Annotated in this window: 19 protein-coding genes; 9 read left to right on the forward strand and 10 right to left on the reverse strand. The window is 34.3% G+C overall.

All coding sequences use genetic code 11. The annotated features are described in order from the left end of the window. Window positions 1–31 precede the first annotated feature (31 nt). Window positions 32–832, reverse strand: a complete 801-nt coding sequence (locus BZARG_RS03400; RefSeq protein WP_008635404.1) for a TrmH family RNA methyltransferase — start codon at window positions 830–832, stop codon at window positions 32–34. A gap of 152 nt (window positions 833–984) precedes the next feature. Between BZARG_RS03400 and BZARG_RS15740 the strand changes: the two genes are divergently transcribed. From BZARG_RS15740 to BZARG_RS03410, 3 genes are all read left to right on the forward strand, one after another. Further along, window positions 985–1,143: a hypothetical protein gene (locus tag BZARG_RS15740; RefSeq protein ID WP_008635664.1), complete on the forward strand. Its 159-nt coding sequence runs from the start codon at window positions 985–987 to the stop codon at window positions 1,141–1,143. A gap of 16 nt (window positions 1,144–1,159) precedes the next feature. Next, window positions 1,160–1,393, forward strand: coding sequence for a hypothetical protein (locus BZARG_RS03405; RefSeq protein WP_008635520.1), 234 nt, complete (start codon window positions 1,160–1,162; stop codon window positions 1,391–1,393). Window positions 1,394–1,477: 84 nt separating this feature from the next. Further along, entirely contained in the window at window positions 1,478–2,287 is an 810-nt protein-coding gene (locus tag BZARG_RS03410; RefSeq protein ID WP_008635345.1) for a DUF6503 family protein, read from the forward strand. Window positions 2,288–2,366: 79 nt separating this feature from the next. On the opposite strand, the gene BZARG_RS03415 is transcribed toward BZARG_RS03410, so the two are convergent. The 3 genes from BZARG_RS03415 to BZARG_RS03425 all read right to left on the reverse strand — a co-directional run bounded on the left by BZARG_RS03415 (window position 2,367) and on the right by BZARG_RS03425 (window position 7,797). After that, window positions 2,367–3,662, reverse strand: coding sequence for an amidohydrolase family protein (locus BZARG_RS03415; RefSeq protein ID WP_008635549.1), 1,296 nt, complete (start codon window positions 3,660–3,662; stop codon window positions 2,367–2,369). A gap of 19 nt (window positions 3,663–3,681) precedes the next feature. Then, window positions 3,682–6,648: an amidohydrolase family protein gene (locus BZARG_RS03420; RefSeq protein WP_040287974.1), complete on the reverse strand. Its 2,967-nt coding sequence runs from the start codon at window positions 6,646–6,648 to the stop codon at window positions 3,682–3,684. A gap of 87 nt (window positions 6,649–6,735) precedes the next feature. Then, window positions 6,736–7,797 carry a DUF3810 domain-containing protein gene (locus BZARG_RS03425; RefSeq protein WP_008635591.1) on the reverse strand — a complete coding sequence of 354 codons (1,062 nt, stop codon included), beginning with the start codon at window positions 7,795–7,797 and terminating at the stop codon, window positions 6,736–6,738. Window positions 7,798–7,870: 73 nt separating this feature from the next. On the opposite strand from BZARG_RS03425, the gene BZARG_RS03430 reads away from it, so the two are divergent. Continuing rightward, window positions 7,871–9,334 (forward strand): aminoacyl-histidine dipeptidase, encoded by a 1,464-nt coding sequence (locus BZARG_RS03430; protein WP_008635350.1) that lies wholly within the window; start codon window positions 7,871–7,873, stop codon window positions 9,332–9,334. Window positions 9,335–9,425: 91 nt separating this feature from the next. Here BZARG_RS03430 and BZARG_RS03435 read toward each other — a convergent pair whose 3' ends face one another. From BZARG_RS03435 to BZARG_RS03445, 3 genes are read right to left on the reverse strand one after another with little or no spacing between them, the layout of a single operon-like run. Further along, entirely contained in the window at window positions 9,426–10,580 is a 1,155-nt protein-coding gene (locus BZARG_RS03435) for a peptidylprolyl isomerase (RefSeq protein WP_237702573.1), read from the reverse strand. 31 nt (window positions 10,581–10,611) lie between these two features. Beyond that, on the reverse strand, window positions 10,612–11,157 hold the full coding sequence (gldI, locus tag BZARG_RS03440; protein ID WP_008635478.1) for a gliding motility-associated peptidyl-prolyl isomerase GldI: 546 nt from the start codon (window positions 11,155–11,157) through the stop codon (window positions 10,612–10,614). Then, the gene (locus tag BZARG_RS03445) at window positions 11,150–12,169 is read right to left on the reverse strand and encodes a DHH family phosphoesterase (protein ID WP_008635686.1); all 1,020 of its coding nucleotides are present in this window, start codon (window positions 12,167–12,169) and stop codon (window positions 11,150–11,152) included. The genes gldI and BZARG_RS03445 overlap by 8 nt, the downstream gene beginning before the upstream one ends. Window positions 12,170–12,315: 146 nt before the next feature. Between BZARG_RS03445 and BZARG_RS03450 the strand changes: the two genes are divergently transcribed. Next, window positions 12,316–12,735, forward strand: coding sequence for a nucleoside-diphosphate kinase (locus BZARG_RS03450; RefSeq protein ID WP_008635703.1), 420 nt, complete (start codon window positions 12,316–12,318; stop codon window positions 12,733–12,735). A 174-nt stretch (window positions 12,736–12,909) separates the two neighbouring features. Here the strand turns inward: BZARG_RS03450 and BZARG_RS03455 are convergent, their stop codons facing one another. From BZARG_RS03455 to recF, 3 genes are read right to left on the reverse strand one after another with little or no spacing between them, the layout of a single operon-like run. Further along, the gene (locus BZARG_RS03455; RefSeq protein WP_008635572.1) at window positions 12,910–13,206 is read right to left on the reverse strand and encodes a DUF721 domain-containing protein; all 297 of its coding nucleotides are present in this window, start codon (window positions 13,204–13,206) and stop codon (window positions 12,910–12,912) included. After that, a complete protein-coding gene (locus tag BZARG_RS03460; protein ID WP_008635372.1) occupies window positions 13,206–13,637 on the reverse strand; it encodes a hypothetical protein in 432 nt (143 codons plus the stop codon). The genes BZARG_RS03455 and BZARG_RS03460 overlap by 1 nt, the downstream gene beginning before the upstream one ends. 13 nt (window positions 13,638–13,650) lie before the next feature. Further along, window positions 13,651–14,730 (reverse strand): DNA replication/repair protein RecF, encoded by a 1,080-nt coding sequence (gene recF / locus BZARG_RS03465; RefSeq protein WP_008635411.1) that lies wholly within the window; start codon window positions 14,728–14,730, stop codon window positions 13,651–13,653. Between the two features lie 122 nt (window positions 14,731–14,852). Here recF and BZARG_RS03470 point away from each other — a divergent pair, with 122 nt between their 5' ends. The 4 genes from BZARG_RS03470 (at window position 14,853) to mutL (ending at window position 18,619) form a co-directional block, all read left to right on the forward strand. Beyond that, on the forward strand, window positions 14,853–15,626 hold the full coding sequence (locus BZARG_RS03470) for a tetratricopeptide repeat protein (protein ID WP_008635744.1): 774 nt from the start codon (window positions 14,853–14,855) through the stop codon (window positions 15,624–15,626). Window positions 15,627–15,629: 3 nt separating this feature from the next. Beyond that, on the forward strand, window positions 15,630–16,109 hold the full coding sequence (gene ribH, locus BZARG_RS03475) for a 6,7-dimethyl-8-ribityllumazine synthase (protein ID WP_008635638.1): 480 nt from the start codon (window positions 15,630–15,632) through the stop codon (window positions 16,107–16,109). 372 nt (window positions 16,110–16,481) lie between these two features. Continuing rightward, complete coding sequence (locus BZARG_RS03485; protein WP_008635668.1) at window positions 16,482–16,766, forward strand: hypothetical protein; 285 nt, start codon at window positions 16,482–16,484, stop codon at window positions 16,764–16,766. Continuing rightward, a complete protein-coding gene (gene mutL / locus BZARG_RS03490) occupies window positions 16,766–18,619 on the forward strand; it encodes a DNA mismatch repair endonuclease MutL (RefSeq protein ID WP_008635542.1) in 1,854 nt (617 codons plus the stop codon). The genes BZARG_RS03485 and mutL overlap by 1 nt, the downstream gene beginning before the upstream one ends. Window positions 18,620–18,625: the final 6 nt, after the last annotated feature.

The following is an 18,625-nucleotide window of genomic DNA, read 5'->3' on the forward strand; positions in this document are numbered from 1 at the left end:
CGCAGTCGAAGTGTTTTTTATGAACGATTTATTATTTAAAATTTCTCTGTCGTTTTGCTTCAAAAATAAGAATTCCAGCTGCAACAGATACATTCATAGAGTCAATTTCACCTTGCATGGGAATAATAATGTTTTCTGTGGCAGCATCTCGCCATTCCTGACTTAAACCTGTGGCTTCTGTTCCAACGACCAAAGCGGTTGGTTTGGTAAAATCTTGTGTGTGATAATTGACGGAAGCTTGCAAAGCCGCACAATAAATATTAATATTTTTGGCTTTCAAAAATGATATTATTTCCGTAGTAGAGCCCATGGCTATTTGTCGCGTAAAAATGCATCCAACGCTCGAGCGAATAATATTCGGGTTGTATAAATCAGTTTTAGGATTGGCAATAATTATCAAGTCCACATTGGCAGCGTCGGCTGTTCGTAAAAGAGCGCCTATATTCCCTGGTTTTTCGGGTGCTTCAGCAACTAAAATTAATGGGGTATCGGATTCGATACTTACAGATTTTAAAGCATGAACTTTATTTTTAGCCACAGCCAAAACGCCTTCGGTGGTATCTCGATGTGCTAGTTTTTGATAAACATCTTTGGATACTTCAATGCAATTATTAAAATCGCCAATTAATTCCTTTAATGTTTCTTCAGAAAGTAATTCTGGATAAAATAAAATTGCTTCTATTTTATAGCGCCCTTTTAGTGCCAATGAAATTTCCCGAGCACCTTCAATTAAAAATTGTCCAGATTTTTTACGTGCTCTAGATTTTTCTTTTAGCAGTGTTAGTTCCTTTATATAGGTGTTTTGGGTACTCGATATTACTTTAAAAGCCATTACTTTCAGTATGTTTAGAGGAACAAATTTACGTTATTATAATAAAGAATACTCGTTTTTTTCTAATTGCTCTTTTTAATACCCATTTGTAGATTTGCGAAATATGAAAATATCAGTTATTAATTGCAGCTCTCTAATATGCTTAATTTTTTATGATACCAACTGATGATGGTGCTGCTGCATCCACGACTAGGGATATAGGCGGTTTATTTGTATTTAATCCAGTTCCTGCCGATGGTGCTTCAATAAATCCAATTTCAAGTACTATAACCCATGCCGTTTTAGGGGATACCTATACTTTTGACCTTTGAATGTGTACCTGCAGGAATGAAACCAGAAACGTCATCTCAAAATTTGGCTACTAATTTTATTGTAAATATTAATGATTCAGCACCTTTAACTATATGTAATTTAGATGGTACCCAAGACCATTTGGCGCTATTTGATTTTAAGGAAAAAGATTTCGAAGTTTTGAACTGTTTGGGTTTTGTTGAATACAATATCTGTTATTATCAAATTCAATTGAAGATTATCTTTATTATAACATTATTTTTCAAATAGTTTTCAGCTAGGTAAGCTGAAGCTTTTTTTTGTAATGTTCACTTTATAATTTCGACAAAACGTCACAACCAATATAAAATTTTCATGAAATACTATATTCTTTCAATCGTTGTTCTATTTGTTTTTTCGAGCTGTAAACAGAACAATACAAATCCAGAAGCGATAGAAACTCTAGTAGAAACAGAAGAAGTTGTTGAAGTAGAAAAAGCCAATTATCCAGAAAATCTTTCTAAAGTATTTGATGCTCATGGCGGAATTGACTCTTGGAAAGCTATGAAATCTATAGTATTTACTATGGAGAAATCAGAAGGAAAAGAAATTACTATAACAAATCTTAATACAAGAGAAGCGTTGATTGAAAGTCCAAATGTAGATATTGGGTATGATGGTAACAAAGCGTGGTTTTTAAACAAAACCGAAGGCGAGTATAAAGGATATGAACCGTTATATTATTATAACTTGATGTTCTATTTTTATGCCATGCCTTTTATTTTATCGGATGATGGGATTAATTATGCCGAAGCAGAACCATTGGTTTTTGAAGGTGTTACCTATCCAGGAATCCAGGTGACTTATAATGCTGGTGTTGGTGAGACTCCAGAAGATCGTTATGTTTTATATTACAACGCAGAAACCTTCCAAATGGAGTGGTTAGGATATACGGTTAGTTTTGTTTCTGGCATAGATAAAAAAGAATTACACTTTAGAAGATATGACAATTGGCAAAATGTAAATGGCTTACTACTACCTAAAACAATTGTAGGTTATGGGTTTAAAGATGATAAACCAACGGAAGCGAAACAAAGCACAGAGTTTATAAATGTACGAGTTAACGATAAGGAAATAGAATCGAGCAAATTTATAAAACCAGAAAATGGAGAATTTGTAAACTAGAATTCGGAAATTTAAATAAAAGGCGAGCTAATATTAATTAGCTCGCCTTTTTGTTTTGGGACTGTAGGTTTATTTAATTCTACGGATTCTTATACTTCTCGGAATAACGTTTCCAAAGTTCCGTTTGATGACTTTCCAAACTAATTTGTCTCCCTTGAATAAAAGCTTCAGTTAAAATATTAGTTCGCATATCTAGAGCATCACCTTCACTTATAAAAAGTGTGGCATCTTTTCCAGCTTCTAAAGTTCCAACGAAAGAATCTATTCCTAAAATTTTAGCCGTATTAGAGGTTATTAGTTTTAAAGCATCTTCTTTCTCCATGCCATAAGCTGCACAAGTTCCTGCGTAGAAAGGTAAATTACGCGTTTGGAAATTCTCTCTATTTCCTAATTGAATTCCAATTAATATACCGGCATCGTGCAATTGCTTGGCCAATTTAAAAGGCATATCATAATCCTGATCTTCATTTGCTGGTAAGCTATGTGGCGCGTTTATTAAAACGGGTATATTATGTTGTTTTAGTAAAGTTGTTACTTTATAAGCTTCAGCACCACCAACAATAACCATCTGGTCAATATTGTTTTCTTTGGCAAAATGAACAGCATCCGTAATCCCTTTTTCATCATTTACATGAATAAATAATTTCTGCGAACCATTGTAAAGACCTTGCATGGCTTCAAAAGGTAAATGTTTAGGCTTTTTATCACCTTTTAAATACGTTTTACTACCAGTAATAAAATTAGTAACCTCATTTATTTGGTTAGCATATTCTTTATTTGGCTTTAAACCTGCAGGTTCTCCAAGCCACCAGCGACCTCTAGAAAAACTACTCGGCCAGTTTAAATGAATTCCATCATCGGTTTTAATAGACGCATCTTCCCAGTTCCAAGCATCTAATTGTACAATGGATGAGGTTCCCGAAATACGACCGCCTTTTGGCGATACTTGAGCCATTAATATGCCATTTGGGCGCATAGACTCAACAACTTTAGATTCCGTGTTATAAGCAATTAGACTGCGAACATGAGGAATCATATCGCCAACTTCATTCTGATCGTCGGTGGCTCTTACCGCATCTACTTCTACCAATCCTAAAGCCGTATTAGCAGCAATAAATCCTGGATATACATGTTTGCCTTTGGCTTCAATAACCGTCATGCCAGAAGTATTGGTGTTTCCTGAATTTACGGAAGTTATTTTTCCGTTTTCAAAAACAACGACACTGTTTTCAATTATCTGTCCATTACCAATATGGGCCGTAGCTCCAACAATGGCAATAGCTTTTGTTTGTTTAGATCCTGGAGTTTGTTGCGCAAATGAACTCGTACTTATGAGTAGCGCAATAAAAAGGATATATATATTTATATGTTTCATTGGTTTTTATTTTTTCTTATTATATAGTATCACAATGGAAAAGCTTGTCTTCTTTCTTAACAATTGGCTGCGTTTTCAAACCTTTATTTTTAGCTTGAAGCATCATGGTTGTTAATTCATTTTTCTCTTGCTTTATAGCTTCACGTGCTTGTAAATCGCGATCCAGATCAAAATAAACAGTTCCTTCAATCAATGTTTTTTCAGCTTTAGCATAAATAGACATTGGGTGATCGTTCCATAAAACCATATCCGCATCTTTTCCTACTTTTATACTACCAACGCGGTCATCGATGTGTAATAATTTTGCTGGATTTAAAGTCACCATTTTCCATGCTTCTTCTTCACTAACACCACCATATTTCATGGTTTTAGCAGCTTCCTGGTTTAAACGGCGCGACATTTCCGCATCATCACTATTAATAGCGGTTACAATACCTTGATTATGCAGAATAGCTGCATTATAAGGGATAGCATCATTTACTTCATATTTATAAGCCCACCAATCGCTAAAAGTAGAGGCGCCAACACCATGAGCTTTCATTTTATCAGCCACTTTATAACCTTCTAAAATATGTGTGAAGGTGTTGATTTTGAAATCAAAAGCATCAGCAACCGCCATTAACATATTAATTTCACTTTGTACATATGAGTGACAGGTAATAAAGCGTTCATTATTCATGATTTCAACAAGTGTTTCTAACTCCATATCTCTTCGGTATGGTTGGCCACTTTTCTTTAAAGCATCGTAAGCTTTTGCTCTCGTGAAATAATCAGTGTAAACCTGTTCAACACCCATTCGGGTTTGTGGAAAACGAGTTAATGCATACGAGCCCCAATTGGATTGCTTAACGTTTTCACCCAAAGCAAATTTGATAGTTTTTGGTGCTTCAGCAAAAATTAAATTTTGAGCCGATTCACCCCATCTTGGTTTAATAATAGCCGATCGACCGCCAATTGGGTTCGCCGAGCCATGTAAAATTTGAATGGTTGTAACACCACCAGCTAAATTTCTGTATATATTAATGTCATCTGAATTTACTACATCTTCCAGCGTAACTTCTGCTGACGAGTTTTGCCCCGATTCATTTACCGCCGAAGCTGCAATATGCGAATGCTCATCAATAACACCAGCTGTAATGTGTTTGCCAGTAGCATCAATTTCTGTTGCATTTCTAGCACTTAAGTTTTTACCTATTTGTGCTATTTTTCCATCTTTTACTAAAACGTCTGTGTTTTTTAAAATCCCGTCATCTTCATTGGTCCAAACCGTTGCATTTTTAAATAAAATAGTTTGTTGCTTTGGTTTTTCAGTAAAACCATACGCTTTGTTTGGATAGGTAACTGGAAATATTTTAACATCAGAATCTGATTTAACATCCTTCTTATCTTCTGATTTTTTGTCATCTTTCGAAGCTGATTTTTTAGCATTGAAAGTGGTTTCCTTACCATTTGGTAAAATAACTGAACCATTAAGGTTCTCGATATTTGTTATTTTAGAAGACAGTCTTACAAAATCCTGCTTTGTAGTATCCACACTTGAAAAAGTAAGGGACATCCAATCATCGGTCATAGCAATTTTAGAACCTAGTGTTTGGGCATCTGTTTTTACGGTTGATTTTAATTTTGATAATTCACCAGAAATATTTAAATCATAAGTCGCACCAGCAATCTTCAATTCGTAATCACCACGAATATCTTTGGTGTTCATAGATACAATTTCATGTTTGTTTCCTAAAACCCAGTTTTCATATACCGTTGTTTCTTTATCGAAAATTGCTCCAGAAGTGATAAGGAAATTTGCATAAGATCCATTTTTCAAGGATCCAATCTCTTCGCTTTTCCCTAATATTCTGGCAGGAACAGTTGTTAAAGCGGCTAAAGCAGCCGTTTCATCTAAACCATATTCAATAGCTTTTAAAAGATTTGGCATAAATTCAGATGGCTTTTTTAAGTCATGTAGTGTAAACGCAAACGGCACATCATTTTTACTTAAAACAGCTGGATTACTTGGTTTTTGATTCCACTGGCGCAAATCGCCCAAAGTTACGGTGTTCGCCATAATTGGATCTTCCATATCAAAAGCGTCTGGAAAATTAATTGGAATAATAAATGTAGCATTAGTAGCCTTTATGTCTTGTATTGCTTCATATTCATCGCCACCTCCAACAATTACGTATTGTGTGTTAATATCGTTTCCAACTTTATCCAAACGCAAATCATTTAGTTTACTACCAGCCTCAATAATTTGAACTAAGCTTTTGTTATTATTATAAGCTTCTAACGAACGATCTTTAGTTTTCGATAAACCTTTAGCATACCATTCAGCGTCATAACTAACTTGTCTTATTAATGCCATCGCGCCCATTAAAGAACCTGGATAGGATTGTCTAGACGTAATACTTTTACTCGTTGATAAGTATTGCGCAGAGCGGTCGGATAAAATGCGAGAGGCATCTGTTCCGCTTGGAGAAAGTGCAATTAAACTTCCAGTACCACGAATAATACCATCCGCAATATGTGTGTTTACAACACCAAAACCGGCTTCGCGAATATCGCTCGCAGTTTTAGCATCGAAAGCATAACCTTCAATGGCGTTCTGTTCTGGTCTAATATGGTCGTTCCAGTAATAACCTTCGCGAGATGCATCGTATTGAGGACTATTAGAACTCTCTGCACGCTTTGGTTTTTTGACACCAAAATTTGAATAAATATCCACGAAAGATGGATAAATGTGCTTGCCATCTAAATCGGTAACTGTGGTATTTTCCGGTATAGAAACCTTTTTTCCAGAGTTAATAACTTTACCATCTCTAATGAGTAAAGTTGCGTTTTTAATTGTCTCAGTAGGAGAAATGTGGAGAGTGGCATTGGTGAAAGCTTGATAATTGTGACTTTCAGCTTTTACACCATCATTTTTTGGGAAATAGTCTTGAGCCATGAGCGATATACCGCACATTACTAAAAACAGTGTCATTAGTTGTTTCATAGGTTGATATTAGTTAAAATTTAAAAACTTAAATATATGTAATAAGTAAGGAGAGCTAGCTGAAACTACTCGTTTTTAACATTTCGTTTAGTTTTCCAAAAAGTAGTTTACATATAATGCAACCACATAACTATAACTTTTCATACCGCCTTTTTGATTATTGGCTTTTAAAAAAGAGTTATAGGTTTCTTTAAAAATAGGTTCTGAAATATTTTGATAGCTTCTCCAAAATTCTTGAACCTCCTGGTAGTTTTTCAAAATCCCTATATTAATAGTTGTGAGCAAAGCATCATATTGTTCTGGATTACGTCTTTGGATTTCCAATAAACAATGTCTCAAAGCGAAGGTGTAGCCAGAGTATTTAAAATAAATATCGTCATGACTCATGGCTGCGAGACTGCCAATAAAATTTGCTTCATTTTCGGCAGCATAACCTAGTTGATGCGCAATTTCATGAGAAACCGTTGTTGGGAATTTATAAGCAGGAATCAATTCATCCACATGTGCTTCATTAGTTAATGGATTTAAATAACCGCTAAATCCCATATAGGTAAGTGGTAAGCTAAAAAGTGACATTTTAATACTTTGTGGATGGTATTCCAAATGTGGATATTGCTTTTCTAATTGTTCGTATCCTAATGATGCCATGTTTAAAATCTCTTTTTTAGAGTAGGGAAGTATCACTTTTAGCGAATCGTTTTGAGCGATTTTTAAGTGAAGCGTATTGGATTCATTAATTAACTGTTCTGTAATTTGAAGTAATTCTTCCGTAGAATAATCTGCTTTTAAATTTAGATTTTCATGAAGCGGTAAGCGGTAATAATTAAAGGCCCAAAGCAAATGAAAGGCGAAATAGATTATGGAAATCGTGGCAAATATATCAATCAGCCAGTTTTTGAAGTCTTTAATCATCCGTTTTCTGTTGATTAAAAACCAACGAATAATGAATATAATGGCAGCAGCATAAAAAATATCGCCAAAAGAAAAAGGCAACCAGCCAAACACATAGCGAAATAATCTAGACAACCATTGATATATACCGTTACTGTAAACCGTTTCTACAAAGTGAGGAAAATGTGCTAGGATGTTTAATAAAATAATCTGTGGAATAAGTGCGAGCGCAATATAAAGCTTGGTGTTTTTATGCATATTTCAAAAATAAGGAATTGTTTTATTACTCTACACATTATAATTACCTTTGTGAAACATTAAAAACACACTTATGAACGAAGCAATACGAGAACTCGAACCAAAAGTCTTATGGAATAAATTTGCCGATTTAAACGCTGTGCCGCGCCCTTCTAAAAAAGAAGAACGTGTGATAGCTTTTATGAAAGATTTCGGTAATAAATTAGGACTTGAAACCCTTGAAGATAAAGTTGGGAATGTTATAATTAAAAAACCAGCCACTTCTGGAATGGAAGATAGAATGCCAATAGTGATGCAGTCGCATTTAGATATGGTGCATCAAAAAAATAATGATACCGATTTCGATTTTGATACGCAAGGAATTGATATGTACGTGGATGGTGATTGGGTACGTGCCAGAGGAACTACACTTGGAGCCGATAACGGTTTGGGCGTTGCTACTATTATGGCTATTTTAGAAAGTACAGATATAGAGCATCCAGCAATAGAAGCTTTATTTACTATCGATGAAGAAACGGGAATGACAGGTGCAATGGGACTTGAAGGCGGCTTACTAAAAGGTGAAATTCTTCTAAATTTAGATACAGAAGAAGATGACGAAATTGGCGTAGGTTGTGCAGGTGGTGTTGATGTTACTGCTAAAAGAAGTTATAAAGAAGAAGAAACACCAGAATTTAAAACCGGTTATGCTATTACAGTAAAAGGGTTGCAAGGTGGTCATTCAGGTATGCAAATTCACGAAGGATTAGGCAATGCTAATAAAATTATGAACCGTATACTTTTTGATGGTTTTGAAAACTTTGGTTTGCGAATTTCTGAAATTAACGGTGGAAGTTTACGCAATGCTATTCCACGTGAAAGTAATGCCATTATTGCAATAGATTCCATTCATGAAGATGCTTTTGTGATGGAAATAGCGGAATTAGCGCAGGTAATTCAAACCGAGTTTAAAACCATGGAGCCAGACTTACTAGTTGACGTAAGGAAAGTAGATACTCCTGAAAAAATTATGGATTTAGGTGTTCAGGAAGGTGTTACACGTGCTTTATACGCGGCTGTAAATGGTGTTTATAGAATGAGTGCTGATATTCCAGGGTTAGTTGAGACGTCAAATAATATAGCTCGTGTGGTGATGAAAGATGGCCAAATTGAAATAGCGTGTTTAACACGTTCATCTGTTGAGAGTGCTAAATGGGATTTAGCAAATAGCTTACGTGCGTCTTTTGAATTAACAGGATGCGAAGTTGAGTTTGAAGGTGAATATCCAGGATGGACACCGAATATGGATTCGAAAATATTAAAAGTTTTAGATAAACTTTATACAGATATGTATGATGAAAAAGCACATGTTGCTGCTTGTCATGCTGGATTAGAATGTGGTATTTTAGGTCAGAATTATCCTAATATGGATATGATTAGTTTTGGACCAACAATTAAAGGAGCGCATTCTCCAGATGAACGAGCTCAAATTTCCTCAGCACAAAAATACTGGGAGTTTGTTTTAGAGATTCTAAAGAATATTCCAAAACAGCAATAAATACGTCAATCGAATAAAACAAGCAATTGACACTAATAAAAAAGCCGCGTTTCTAAATTAGAAACGCGGCTTTTTGTGTGTTGTTGGCTAATTATTCACCTTGAATACCTTCAATCTTAACTTCGAAAATTAAGTTAGAGTTTGGAGGAATAGGACCAGAGCCATTTTCACCATAACCTAAATACGATGGGATGAAAACTGTTGCTTTGTTACCAACATTCATATTTAACATGGCTTCTCTAAAACCAGGAACTAATCCAGCTGTTTCATTATAAATCATTGCAAATGGCTTATAACCACCTTGGGTATCACGTTGCTCGTTATAAACATTGTTAGCTTTAGCTACATCTGCCCAGTTGGTATCGAATAAACGACCATCTTCAAATGAACCTGAATAGCTAATTAAAACTTTATCAGTGCTTCTTGGCTTCGTGTTTTCCCCTTCTTCTGTCATAATCATTACAACACCAGTGTCTAATTTTTTAACCGTACCTAAATCTGCGTTTTTAGTGATAAAAGCTTCAGCAGATTCACTAGCAGATTCTTTAAGTTTTTGTTTAGCCGCTTCTTTTAAAGCTTCTTGCTTTTCTAAAACTTTAGGTAATTCTTCTTTATAAACTTCTGCAGCATTAAAATCTTCAGCAGCTTTTCCTTTTCTAATAATGTTTAATTTTTCAATTACAACAGGTACTAAAGGTTTATTGTTTCCTGGATCGACTTCTACATTAGAAATAGTTTCCAAGACATCTAATCCTACAACCACTTCTCCAAAAACAGAGTGCTTGTTATCTAAATGTGGTGTTGGTACTTCTGTAATAAAAAACTGACTACCATTAGTATTCGGTCCCGAGTTTGCCATAGATAAAATCCCTGGCTTATCATGTTTTAAATCTGGATGAAATTCATCTGTAAATTTGTATCCAGGATCCCCTGAACCGGTTCCAGTTGGATCGCCACCTTGGATCATAAATTTATCTATAATGCGGTGAAAAGCTAAACTGTCGTAATACCGTTTTCCTTTGAAATCTTCAGATACATCGGGATGTGTACCTTCTGCTAAAGAAACAAAGTTGGCAACAGTAACTGGCACTTCGTTAAAGAACAATTTGGTAACCATTGTGCCTTTATTTGTTACAAATTCGGCGTAAAGTCCATCCTCTAAATCAGGATATTGTTGACTGCAAGACGTGAAACTCACGAATAATGCTAAAGCTAGTAATTTCATGGTATGTTTTAATATGTTCATTTTTAAAATTTAAAAGGTTGTTTATTTGTATTTAATTTGGTTCTGTAGATTGAATATCGAAAATGGTAACTTCACAAATAAGCGGTACATTAGCGCCTATTTTGTTTTCATCTCCATAATAGCCATATGCTTTCTGAGATGGAAATAGAAATGTAACCGTTTCTCCTGTTCGCATTAATTTTAAGCCCTCTCGTAATCCGGTAAACAGCTCTTGCTTATCCATAACGTAGTTTTGTTGCTTTAAATCGCTCTTATTATATATGGTATTGTTAGCAATGTCTTTAATATTATACTCAAATATTACGGTATCGCCAAAGCTTGGAGTTATTAAAGAGTCTGCTACTTTAGTACTATAATAATACCAAAAGCCACTATTGGAAGCTATATAATTTATTGTAGAGTCTTTAACTATTAGAGCTTCAAAAGCGGAGCGCTCACTATTATTTAGTTTTATGTTGCGTTCCACGGATTGGTCGATAAACGAACCTGATTTAGCAGATATTGGACGTCGCGCTTCTGGTTGCTTACAAGCAACAACAGTAATGAGCAAAAGGAATATAACTAAAAATCTATTCATTCTTTAGTGCTTTGTTATACGAGGGTAATATACTAATAAAATTTTCAACGGTTTCAGTTAAATTCAAATCACTTTTACCTCCGGCAGCATTGGTATGACCTCCGCCTTGAAAATGCGCACGTGCAAATTCATTAACTGAAAAGTCGCCTTTAGAACGCAACGATATCTTTATAATATTACTTTGTCTATCTTCGATAAAGATAGCAGCAAAAATAATATTTTGCAAAGACAATGCATAATTTACAAAACCTTCTGTATCACCTTTTTTATAATTATATTTATTTAATTCGTCTTGAGATAAGGTAATATAAGCTGTTCGTGACTCTGGAATAACCTTTAAATTGGTAAGCGCGCAGCCTAAAAGTTGCATGCGTTCAAAACTATTAGCATCCATAACGTCATTATGAATTTGATCATGTTCCGCGCCTTGATCTATTAAATAGGCAGTAACTAAATGTGTTTCACTGGTTGTAGATTTAAAACGAAAAGATCCAGTATCCGTCATAATACCGGTATATAAGCAGGTAGCAATATCCTTATCAATGAGTGCTTTGTCGCCTAGCATATCGATAAAATTATAAACCATTTCGCAAGTAGAACTCATACTTACATCGGAGTACATATAGGTTGCGTAATCATCAGGTTGTTGGTGATGATCAATCATAATCTTCATAGCGGAACTGGTTTTTAAAGCAGATTCCATGTCGCCAGCACGGTTTAAAGCATTAAAATCTAACGTAAAAATGATATCCGCATCTTTAATTAATTGGTCACTTTCTTCCATCTGGGCATCATATTTTAGAATAGTATTTTCACCAGGCATCCACTTTAAAAAGTCAGGATAGTCATTAGGTGCAATAACTATAGCGTCTTGATGATGCTTTTTTAAATAATGAAATAAGCCTAAAGTAGACCCAATGGCATCTCCATCCGGATTCTTGTGCGGAACAATGACCATTTTTTTAGGGGACCGTAACAGTTGCTTTAATTCTTGGATCGCTTCTTTTTTCATAGGCAACGAATATACGATTTTTTAATAATGGATTATATGGTTTTTATTAAGAAATGCATTACTTTTGCACAAAATTTGCAGAATAACAATTTAAAGGTTAAAGGGTTTTCTGTTATTTATTATAATAAAAATAACTTAAAAAAAGAATGGCAACAAATAGAACATTTACCATGCTTAAGCCAGATTCAGTTGAAAACGGACACATTGGCGCAATTTTAGAAAAAATTAATGCTTCAGGTTTTAGAATAGTGGCATTGAAAAAAACACAAATGACACAAGCTGATGCTGAAGCTTTTTATGCAGTTCATAACGAGCGTCCATTTTTTGGTGAGTTGGTTGAGTTCATGACACGTGGTCCAGTTGTAGCGGCTATTTTAGAAAAAGATAATGCTGTTGAGGATTTTAGAACTTTAATCGGTGCTACTAATCCTGCTGATGCTGCGGAAGGAACTATCCGTAAATTGTATGCAACTTCTATGGGAGAAAATGCAGTTCATGGAAGTGATAGCGATGAAAATGCTGCTATTGAAGGCGCTTTTCATTTCTCTGGTCGTGAAATGTTTTAAATAAAAATATTTTCTATGTTAAAAAGCCTAAAATGTTTTATATTTTAGGCTTTTCTTATTCAATATCAAACCATTATATGGAATTGGTTTACTAAATGTATATCATATTTTTTGGATAACACAATGACTTGTTTATCACTAAAAAGTGTTTTTATTAGTGTCAGGGCATTTTAATTAGCGCAGCACTAACTCTTTTATAATTTGTTTGCCCAAATTCTCATTTAACATGCTAACTATTTTTTCTTTACCATAGCTTAACTCTTCACGAAGCACGCTAGAACTTAATTGAACATAAAGTGTTTCACCTTTTAATTGGATAGCCGTCGTATAATTATTAACGCCGTTTCCCATCATGTCTTTCCAAGCATCTTGAACGTTTACGACATTTAAGCCCTGTTCTAGTCTGTTGGTTTCAACAAACTCTTTAAGCGCATCAGCTATAGTTAAATTTTCATTATTACGTTTTGCCATTAGTCTAAATTTAAAGGTTCGTAGCGTTTATACAAAAATACAGCATCATTTTTACTAACCACTTTTAATTGGTCTTTAGTTGCTAACAAAATGGTTTCTTTCCACGAATCAAAAGCTGTCTCATAATAAATATTTAAACTGTCGTTTTCTATTCTAATGGTAAACGTTTCAGCATTATTCGATGTTTCAAAAGTTCCCATGAAATTTGGTTTTAATTTCTTCCTAACGCCTTGAAGTGAGTCTTCTATGCTAATAAAATCAATAGTATCATTAAATTTATATTCTTTTGTGGAGCCATCCTTTAAAGTTACTCGTTCAATTTCCCAATAGCCCTCAATATGTTCTATATACTTTTCTGGATTATTAGAACAACTTACTATAAGAATACTAGTTAAAATTAATAAAACGGATTTTTTAAGCATTTTTATCATGGTAGTAATTGTTTTAAAGTTTAAACATTTCATAGGATTGGTGCACTTGTTTTATAACGGCTTCCGTACGATCGGCATGGGTATCACTAATAAAGAGTTGGCCAAAATTTTCATCGTCAACTAATTTAATGATTTGTGAAACGCGTTGTTCGTCTAATTTATCGAAAATATCATCTAATAACAATATTGGGTTTACGTGGCTTTTAGATTTTATAAAATCGAATTGCGCTAGCTTCAAAGCTATTAAAAATGATTTTTGTTGACCTTGACTTCCAAATTTTTTAATAGGATGTTCTGAAATATTAAATATCAAATCATCTTTATGAATCCCAACACTTGTATATTGTATGGCTTTGTCCTTATTAATAACGTTCCTTAAAAGTGTTTCCAATTGCTCATTTGCTAAATCACTTTCATAAACTAACTCTACAGACTCGTTACCATTACTAATAGCTTGGTATCGCGCTTTAAAAATGGGGATAAAATCTTCTAGAAAGGCTTGGCGTTTATCATGAATTTCATGGCCATACTGGTCTAATTGCGTGTTGTAAACTTCTAGTGTGTCTTTATTAAAGGTATTGTTTACTGCAAAGTACTTTAATAACGAATTTCGTTGCGCTAAAATTTTATTATATTTTAATAAAGCATCTAAATACTTTTTATCGCTTTGCGAAATAACACCATCCATAAATTTTCGTCTGGTAGCACTCCCCTCAATAATTAAATCGCGATCGGCTGGCGAAATAATTACTAATGGCAGAAATCCAATATGATCCGAATACTTGTCATAAATCTTTCCGTTGCGCTTAATTACCTTTTTTTGGCCTCTTTTTATGCTTACAACAATTTTTTCTGGTGAATCTTCCTTCAAATATTCACCACTCACCACAAAAAAAGCTTCGTCATGTTTTATATTTTGAGAGGCAATAGGGTTAAAGTAACTTTTCCCAAATGACAAATGATAAATGGCGTCCAGAACATTGGTTTTACCCACGCCATTGTTGCCGACAAAGCAGTTTATTTTGTCATTAAAAACAAAGTTACGTTCGTCAAAATTCTTATAATTTAGGACCGATAAAGATTTCAAAATCATATAAAAAGAAACTTAAAAAGGGGTTTAGTTTAAAGGAAGTGCAAATTATTGAAAAATAACAAATAATAGGCTTTCAAATCTAAAGAAATTTGATATTTTTGCGACGCATTAATATAAAAAATATGGCTACTTACAAGAAGCGCGGTTACAAACCAAAAACGAAAGAAGAAAAGCAAAACGATGTTGAAGATAATTCAACAACGGCTGAAGTTTTTAATACACTTGATGAAAGAGCGTCCAAAACTGAAGATTGGGTTATAGGCAATCAAAAATACATTTTTATAATCATTGGTGTTGTGGCTGCCGTAGTTTTAGGTTATTTAGGATACAATGAATTTATAGCGAAACCAAAGCAAACGGAAGCTATGAACGATATGTACCAAGCACAAAAATATTATGACCAAGCTGTAAATACGACAGCTCAAAAAGATTCTTTATTTAGTTTAGCCTTAAATGGTGGTGAAGGAAAATATGGTATGTTAGATATTTCGTCTGAACACAGTGGAACTCCTGCTGCTAATATGGCAAACTACTATGCAGGTATGGCATACTTAAATATGAAAGATTACAAAAATGCGATCTCGTATTTAGGTAAGTTTTCAGGTAATGACGAAATTTTAGCACCTATGGCAAAAGGTTGTATTGGAGATGCATTCGTGCAGTTAAACCAACAAGAGGATGCTTTAGGTTATTATGAAGATGCTGCTAAAATGCGTAATAATGAATTTACATCTCCTATGTTTTTATATAAAGCAGGTATTACAGCTTTAGAATTAGGTAAAACAGATGTGGCGCTTAAGCATTTTAAAAATATTAAAGAAAACTATCCAACGTCTTCTGAAGGTACTAATATTGATATCTTTATTGGAAAAGCAGAAGCTTTGGCAAGTAAGTAATTTATGGCTACAGAAAATAAAAATTTATCAGAATACGATAAAAATACACTCCCAAACGCGAAAAATTTTCGGTTTGGGATTGTTGTTTCAGAATGGAATGATACCATAACCGAAGGATTGTATAATGGCGCTTTAAACGCCTTATTGGATAACGATGTTGCTAAAGAAAACATAACCCGTTGGAATGTTCCTGGGAGCTATGAATTAATTTTTGGCTGTAAAAAAATGCAGCAGCAAAATGTAGATGCCGTTATTGCTATTGGTAGCGTTATTCAAGGTGAAACCAAGCATTTCGATTTTGTTTGTGAAGGCGTTGCTCAAGGCATTAAAGACTTAAATATTCTACATGATGTGCCAGTTATTTTTTGTGTCTTAACAGATAATAATATGCAGCAATCTATTGATCGTTCTGGTGGTATACACGGAAATAAAGGAACGGAAGCGGCTATTGCTGCTATAAAAATGGCTGATCTAAATAAATAGCACTCAGCAATTTTTTAAAGATACTTATATAGAATCTTTGAAATCACTTCACAATGCAACAAGCCTTATATTGTTAACAATTTTTGGCTATAAGGATATCTTTTTTCCTTGTAAATTCAGTACTTTTGGAGTTAAAGCAACAAATTGTAAAGTACATTGGCTAAAAAGAATAAAAGTTTTAGTTACAAACCAAGATTCCAAGATGATCCTGTTGTTAAACAACAAGATGGCCTTCAGACAAAATGGGAAGGATTAAAGGGTACTAGAAAGCGGAAAAGTAGCTTTCTTACGTCACCTTTATTTTTGGTCTTGTTTTTGATTGCTATCATAATAGTAATTTACGTACTAGGTCGTTACGAATAATACAAGGTTATGGGAGTTTTTGGTAAGCGAAAAAATAAAAAATACAGTTATACACCACGTTATTATAAAGGTGAAGGGAATCCTTATGAAATAAAACATAAGTTTGATGATTTCCGCTCAACCGTTGGAACTAGCAATGGCCTAAAATCTAAAATAAATACCGCATGGGACGACTATAAAAATAATGCTGACGATCATGCCAATAGGCGTGTACTCATAATTATTGCAGTTTTGGTATTTTTGTTTTTACTTATTATTGGTTTCGATTTAACCATTTTCTTTTCTAAAAACTAATGGCAGATATTATTCAGTTATTACCCGATCATGTAGCCAATCAAATTGCTGCAGGTGAAGTTGTTCAACGACCGGCTTCCGTAGTAAAAGAACTTATTGAAAATGCCATTGACGCCAAAGCGTCAGTAATTAAACTACTTGTCAAGGACGCCGGGAAAACCCTCGTTCAAGTTATTGATAACGGTTCTGGAATGAGTATTACGGATGCACGTTTTAGTTTTGAGCGCCATGCAACATCTAAAATTAAAACTGCTGACGATTTATTTAAACTCAATACCAAAGGTTTTCGTGGGGAGGCGCTAGCTAGTATTGCGGCTATTGCGCATGTAGAACTAAAAACTAAACAGGAACATGAGGATGTTGGCACTCAAATTATCATTGAAGGTAGTGAGGTCAAGGAGCAAGAGGTAGTTGTAACGCCGACAGGGACATCGATTGCTGTAAAAAATTTATTTTTTAATATTCCTGCCCGTCGAAATTTTTTGAAATCTAATACGGTTGAATTGCGCCACATAATTGATGAATTTCATCGGGTTGCATTGGCACACCCAACCATTCAGTTTTCCATGTATCATAATGGGAGTGAATCATTTCAATTGCCAGCTAGTAATTTCAGACAACGTATTGTAAATATATTTGGAGCCAAAACCAATGAAAAATTAGTTCCTGTAAATGAAACGACTGAAGTTTTAACCGTTTCAGGATTTGTAGGAAAACCCGAATACGCTAAGAAAACTCGTGGTGAACAATTCTTTTTTGTAAATAATCGCTTTATAAAGAGTGCTTATTTAAATCACGCTATTAATTCCGCTTTTGATGGATTGTTAAAAGATGGTACACATGCTAGCTATTTTTTAGATTTAACTGTGAATCCACAAACCATCGATATTAATATTCATCCTACAAAAACCGAAATTAAGTTTGATGATGAACATACGCTATACGCTATTTTGCGCGCTGCAGTAAAACATAGTTTAGGGCAATTTAGTATTGCGCCTGTATTAGATTTTGAAAGAGATTCCAATTTCGATACGCCTTATAATTTTGAAAATAAACAAGCTCAAACACCAAAAATAGAAGTAGATAGAGGTTTTAATCCTTTTCAGGAAGAAACCAGATCTAAAGCTTCTTTTAATACGTCCTACAGAAAAGAACCGGCTGCAAGTTGGGAAGGTTTGTATGTTGGAATGGAGTCCAAAGGCACTAAATCGGATACGGATTTTAATGAAATGCGTTTTGAAAGTGACGAACAAACTGGCGACATGTTTAAGGATGATACTAGTTTTGAAACCAAGCAATCCACCTATCAGCTTCATAGTAAATATATTGTTAGTACTATAAAATCGGGTATGTTGGTTATAGATCAACATCGCGCGCATCAGCGAATTTTGTACGAGAATTTCTTAAAGCATATTACCATTAAAGAAAGTGTGAGCCAGCAATTGCTATTTCCTGTTTTAGTGTTTTTATCGCAACAAGAAATGGATTGTATTAAGCAGGTTCAAGAAGATCTAGAACATACGGGGTTTGTCTTTGCCAATTTTCATAATGATCATATTGAAATTTCAGGTGTACCCATTAGTGTTCCGGAAAGTGAAGTAATTGTTATTTTGGAACAATTAATAAGTGATATTGAAAATGAAGTGCCCGACTCCCATTTTAGTGCTACAGATTTATTAGCAAAATCTATGGCCAAGAGTTTAGCCATAAAAAGAGGACAATCCTTATCTTTGATGGAGCAAGAGCATTTAGTAAATAGCTTATTTGCTTGTAAAGAGCCTAATAGTTCGCCTGTAAATCAAGCGACATTCATTACGATAAGCGTTGATGAATTAGATAGAAAATTTATATAAGTAAAG

The organism is Bizionia argentinensis JUB59, assembly GCF_000224335.1.
Taxonomy (GTDB): Bacteria; Bacteroidota; Bacteroidia; order Flavobacteriales; family Flavobacteriaceae; genus Algorimicrobium; species Algorimicrobium argentinense.

Excerpts from the sequence above, each read along its gene's own strand:
- gldI (WP_008635478.1), bottom strand. The coding sequence starts at position 11,157 with ATGAATAGATTTTTAGTTATATTCCTTTTGCTCATTACTGTTGTTGCT.
- BZARG_RS03425 (WP_008635591.1), bottom strand. The coding sequence starts at position 7,797 with ATGCATAAAAACACCAAGCTTTATATTGCGCTCGCACTTATTCCACAG.
- BZARG_RS15740 (WP_008635664.1), top strand. The coding sequence starts at position 985 with ATGATACCAACTGATGATGGTGCTGCTGCATCCACGACTAGGGATATA.
- BZARG_RS03445 (WP_008635686.1), bottom strand. The coding sequence starts at position 12,169 with ATGAAAAAAGAAGCGATCCAAGAATTAAAGCAACTGTTACGGTCCCCT.
- BZARG_RS03420 (WP_040287974.1), bottom strand. The coding sequence starts at position 6,648 with ATGAAACAACTAATGACACTGTTTTTAGTAATGTGCGGTATATCGCTC.
- ribH (WP_008635638.1), top strand. The coding sequence starts at position 15,630 with ATGGCTACAGAAAATAAAAATTTATCAGAATACGATAAAAATACACTC.
- BZARG_RS03435 (WP_237702573.1), bottom strand. The coding sequence starts at position 10,580 with ATGAACATATTAAAACATACCATGAAATTACTAGCTTTAGCATTATTC.
- BZARG_RS03400 (WP_008635404.1), bottom strand. The coding sequence starts at position 832 with ATGGCTTTTAAAGTAATATCGAGTACCCAAAACACCTATATAAAGGAA.
- recF (WP_008635411.1), bottom strand. The coding sequence starts at position 14,730 with ATGATTTTGAAATCTTTATCGGTCCTAAATTATAAGAATTTTGACGAA.
- BZARG_RS03430 (WP_008635350.1), top strand. The coding sequence starts at position 7,871 with ATGAACGAAGCAATACGAGAACTCGAACCAAAAGTCTTATGGAATAAA.
- mutL (WP_008635542.1), top strand. The coding sequence starts at position 16,766 with ATGGCAGATATTATTCAGTTATTACCCGATCATGTAGCCAATCAAATT.
- BZARG_RS03405 (WP_008635520.1), top strand. The coding sequence starts at position 1,160 with ATGAAACCAGAAACGTCATCTCAAAATTTGGCTACTAATTTTATTGTA.
- BZARG_RS03455 (WP_008635572.1), bottom strand. The coding sequence starts at position 13,206 with ATGGCAAAACGTAATAATGAAAATTTAACTATAGCTGATGCGCTTAAA.
- BZARG_RS03415 (WP_008635549.1), bottom strand. The coding sequence starts at position 3,662 with ATGAAACATATAAATATATATATCCTTTTTATTGCGCTACTCATAAGT.
- BZARG_RS03460 (WP_008635372.1), bottom strand. The coding sequence starts at position 13,637 with ATGATAAAAATGCTTAAAAAATCCGTTTTATTAATTTTAACTAGTATT.
- BZARG_RS03485 (WP_008635668.1), top strand. The coding sequence starts at position 16,482 with ATGGGAGTTTTTGGTAAGCGAAAAAATAAAAAATACAGTTATACACCA.
- BZARG_RS03470 (WP_008635744.1), top strand. The coding sequence starts at position 14,853 with ATGGCTACTTACAAGAAGCGCGGTTACAAACCAAAAACGAAAGAAGAA.
- BZARG_RS03450 (WP_008635703.1), top strand. The coding sequence starts at position 12,316 with ATGGCAACAAATAGAACATTTACCATGCTTAAGCCAGATTCAGTTGAA.
- BZARG_RS03410 (WP_008635345.1), top strand. The coding sequence starts at position 1,478 with ATGAAATACTATATTCTTTCAATCGTTGTTCTATTTGTTTTTTCGAGC.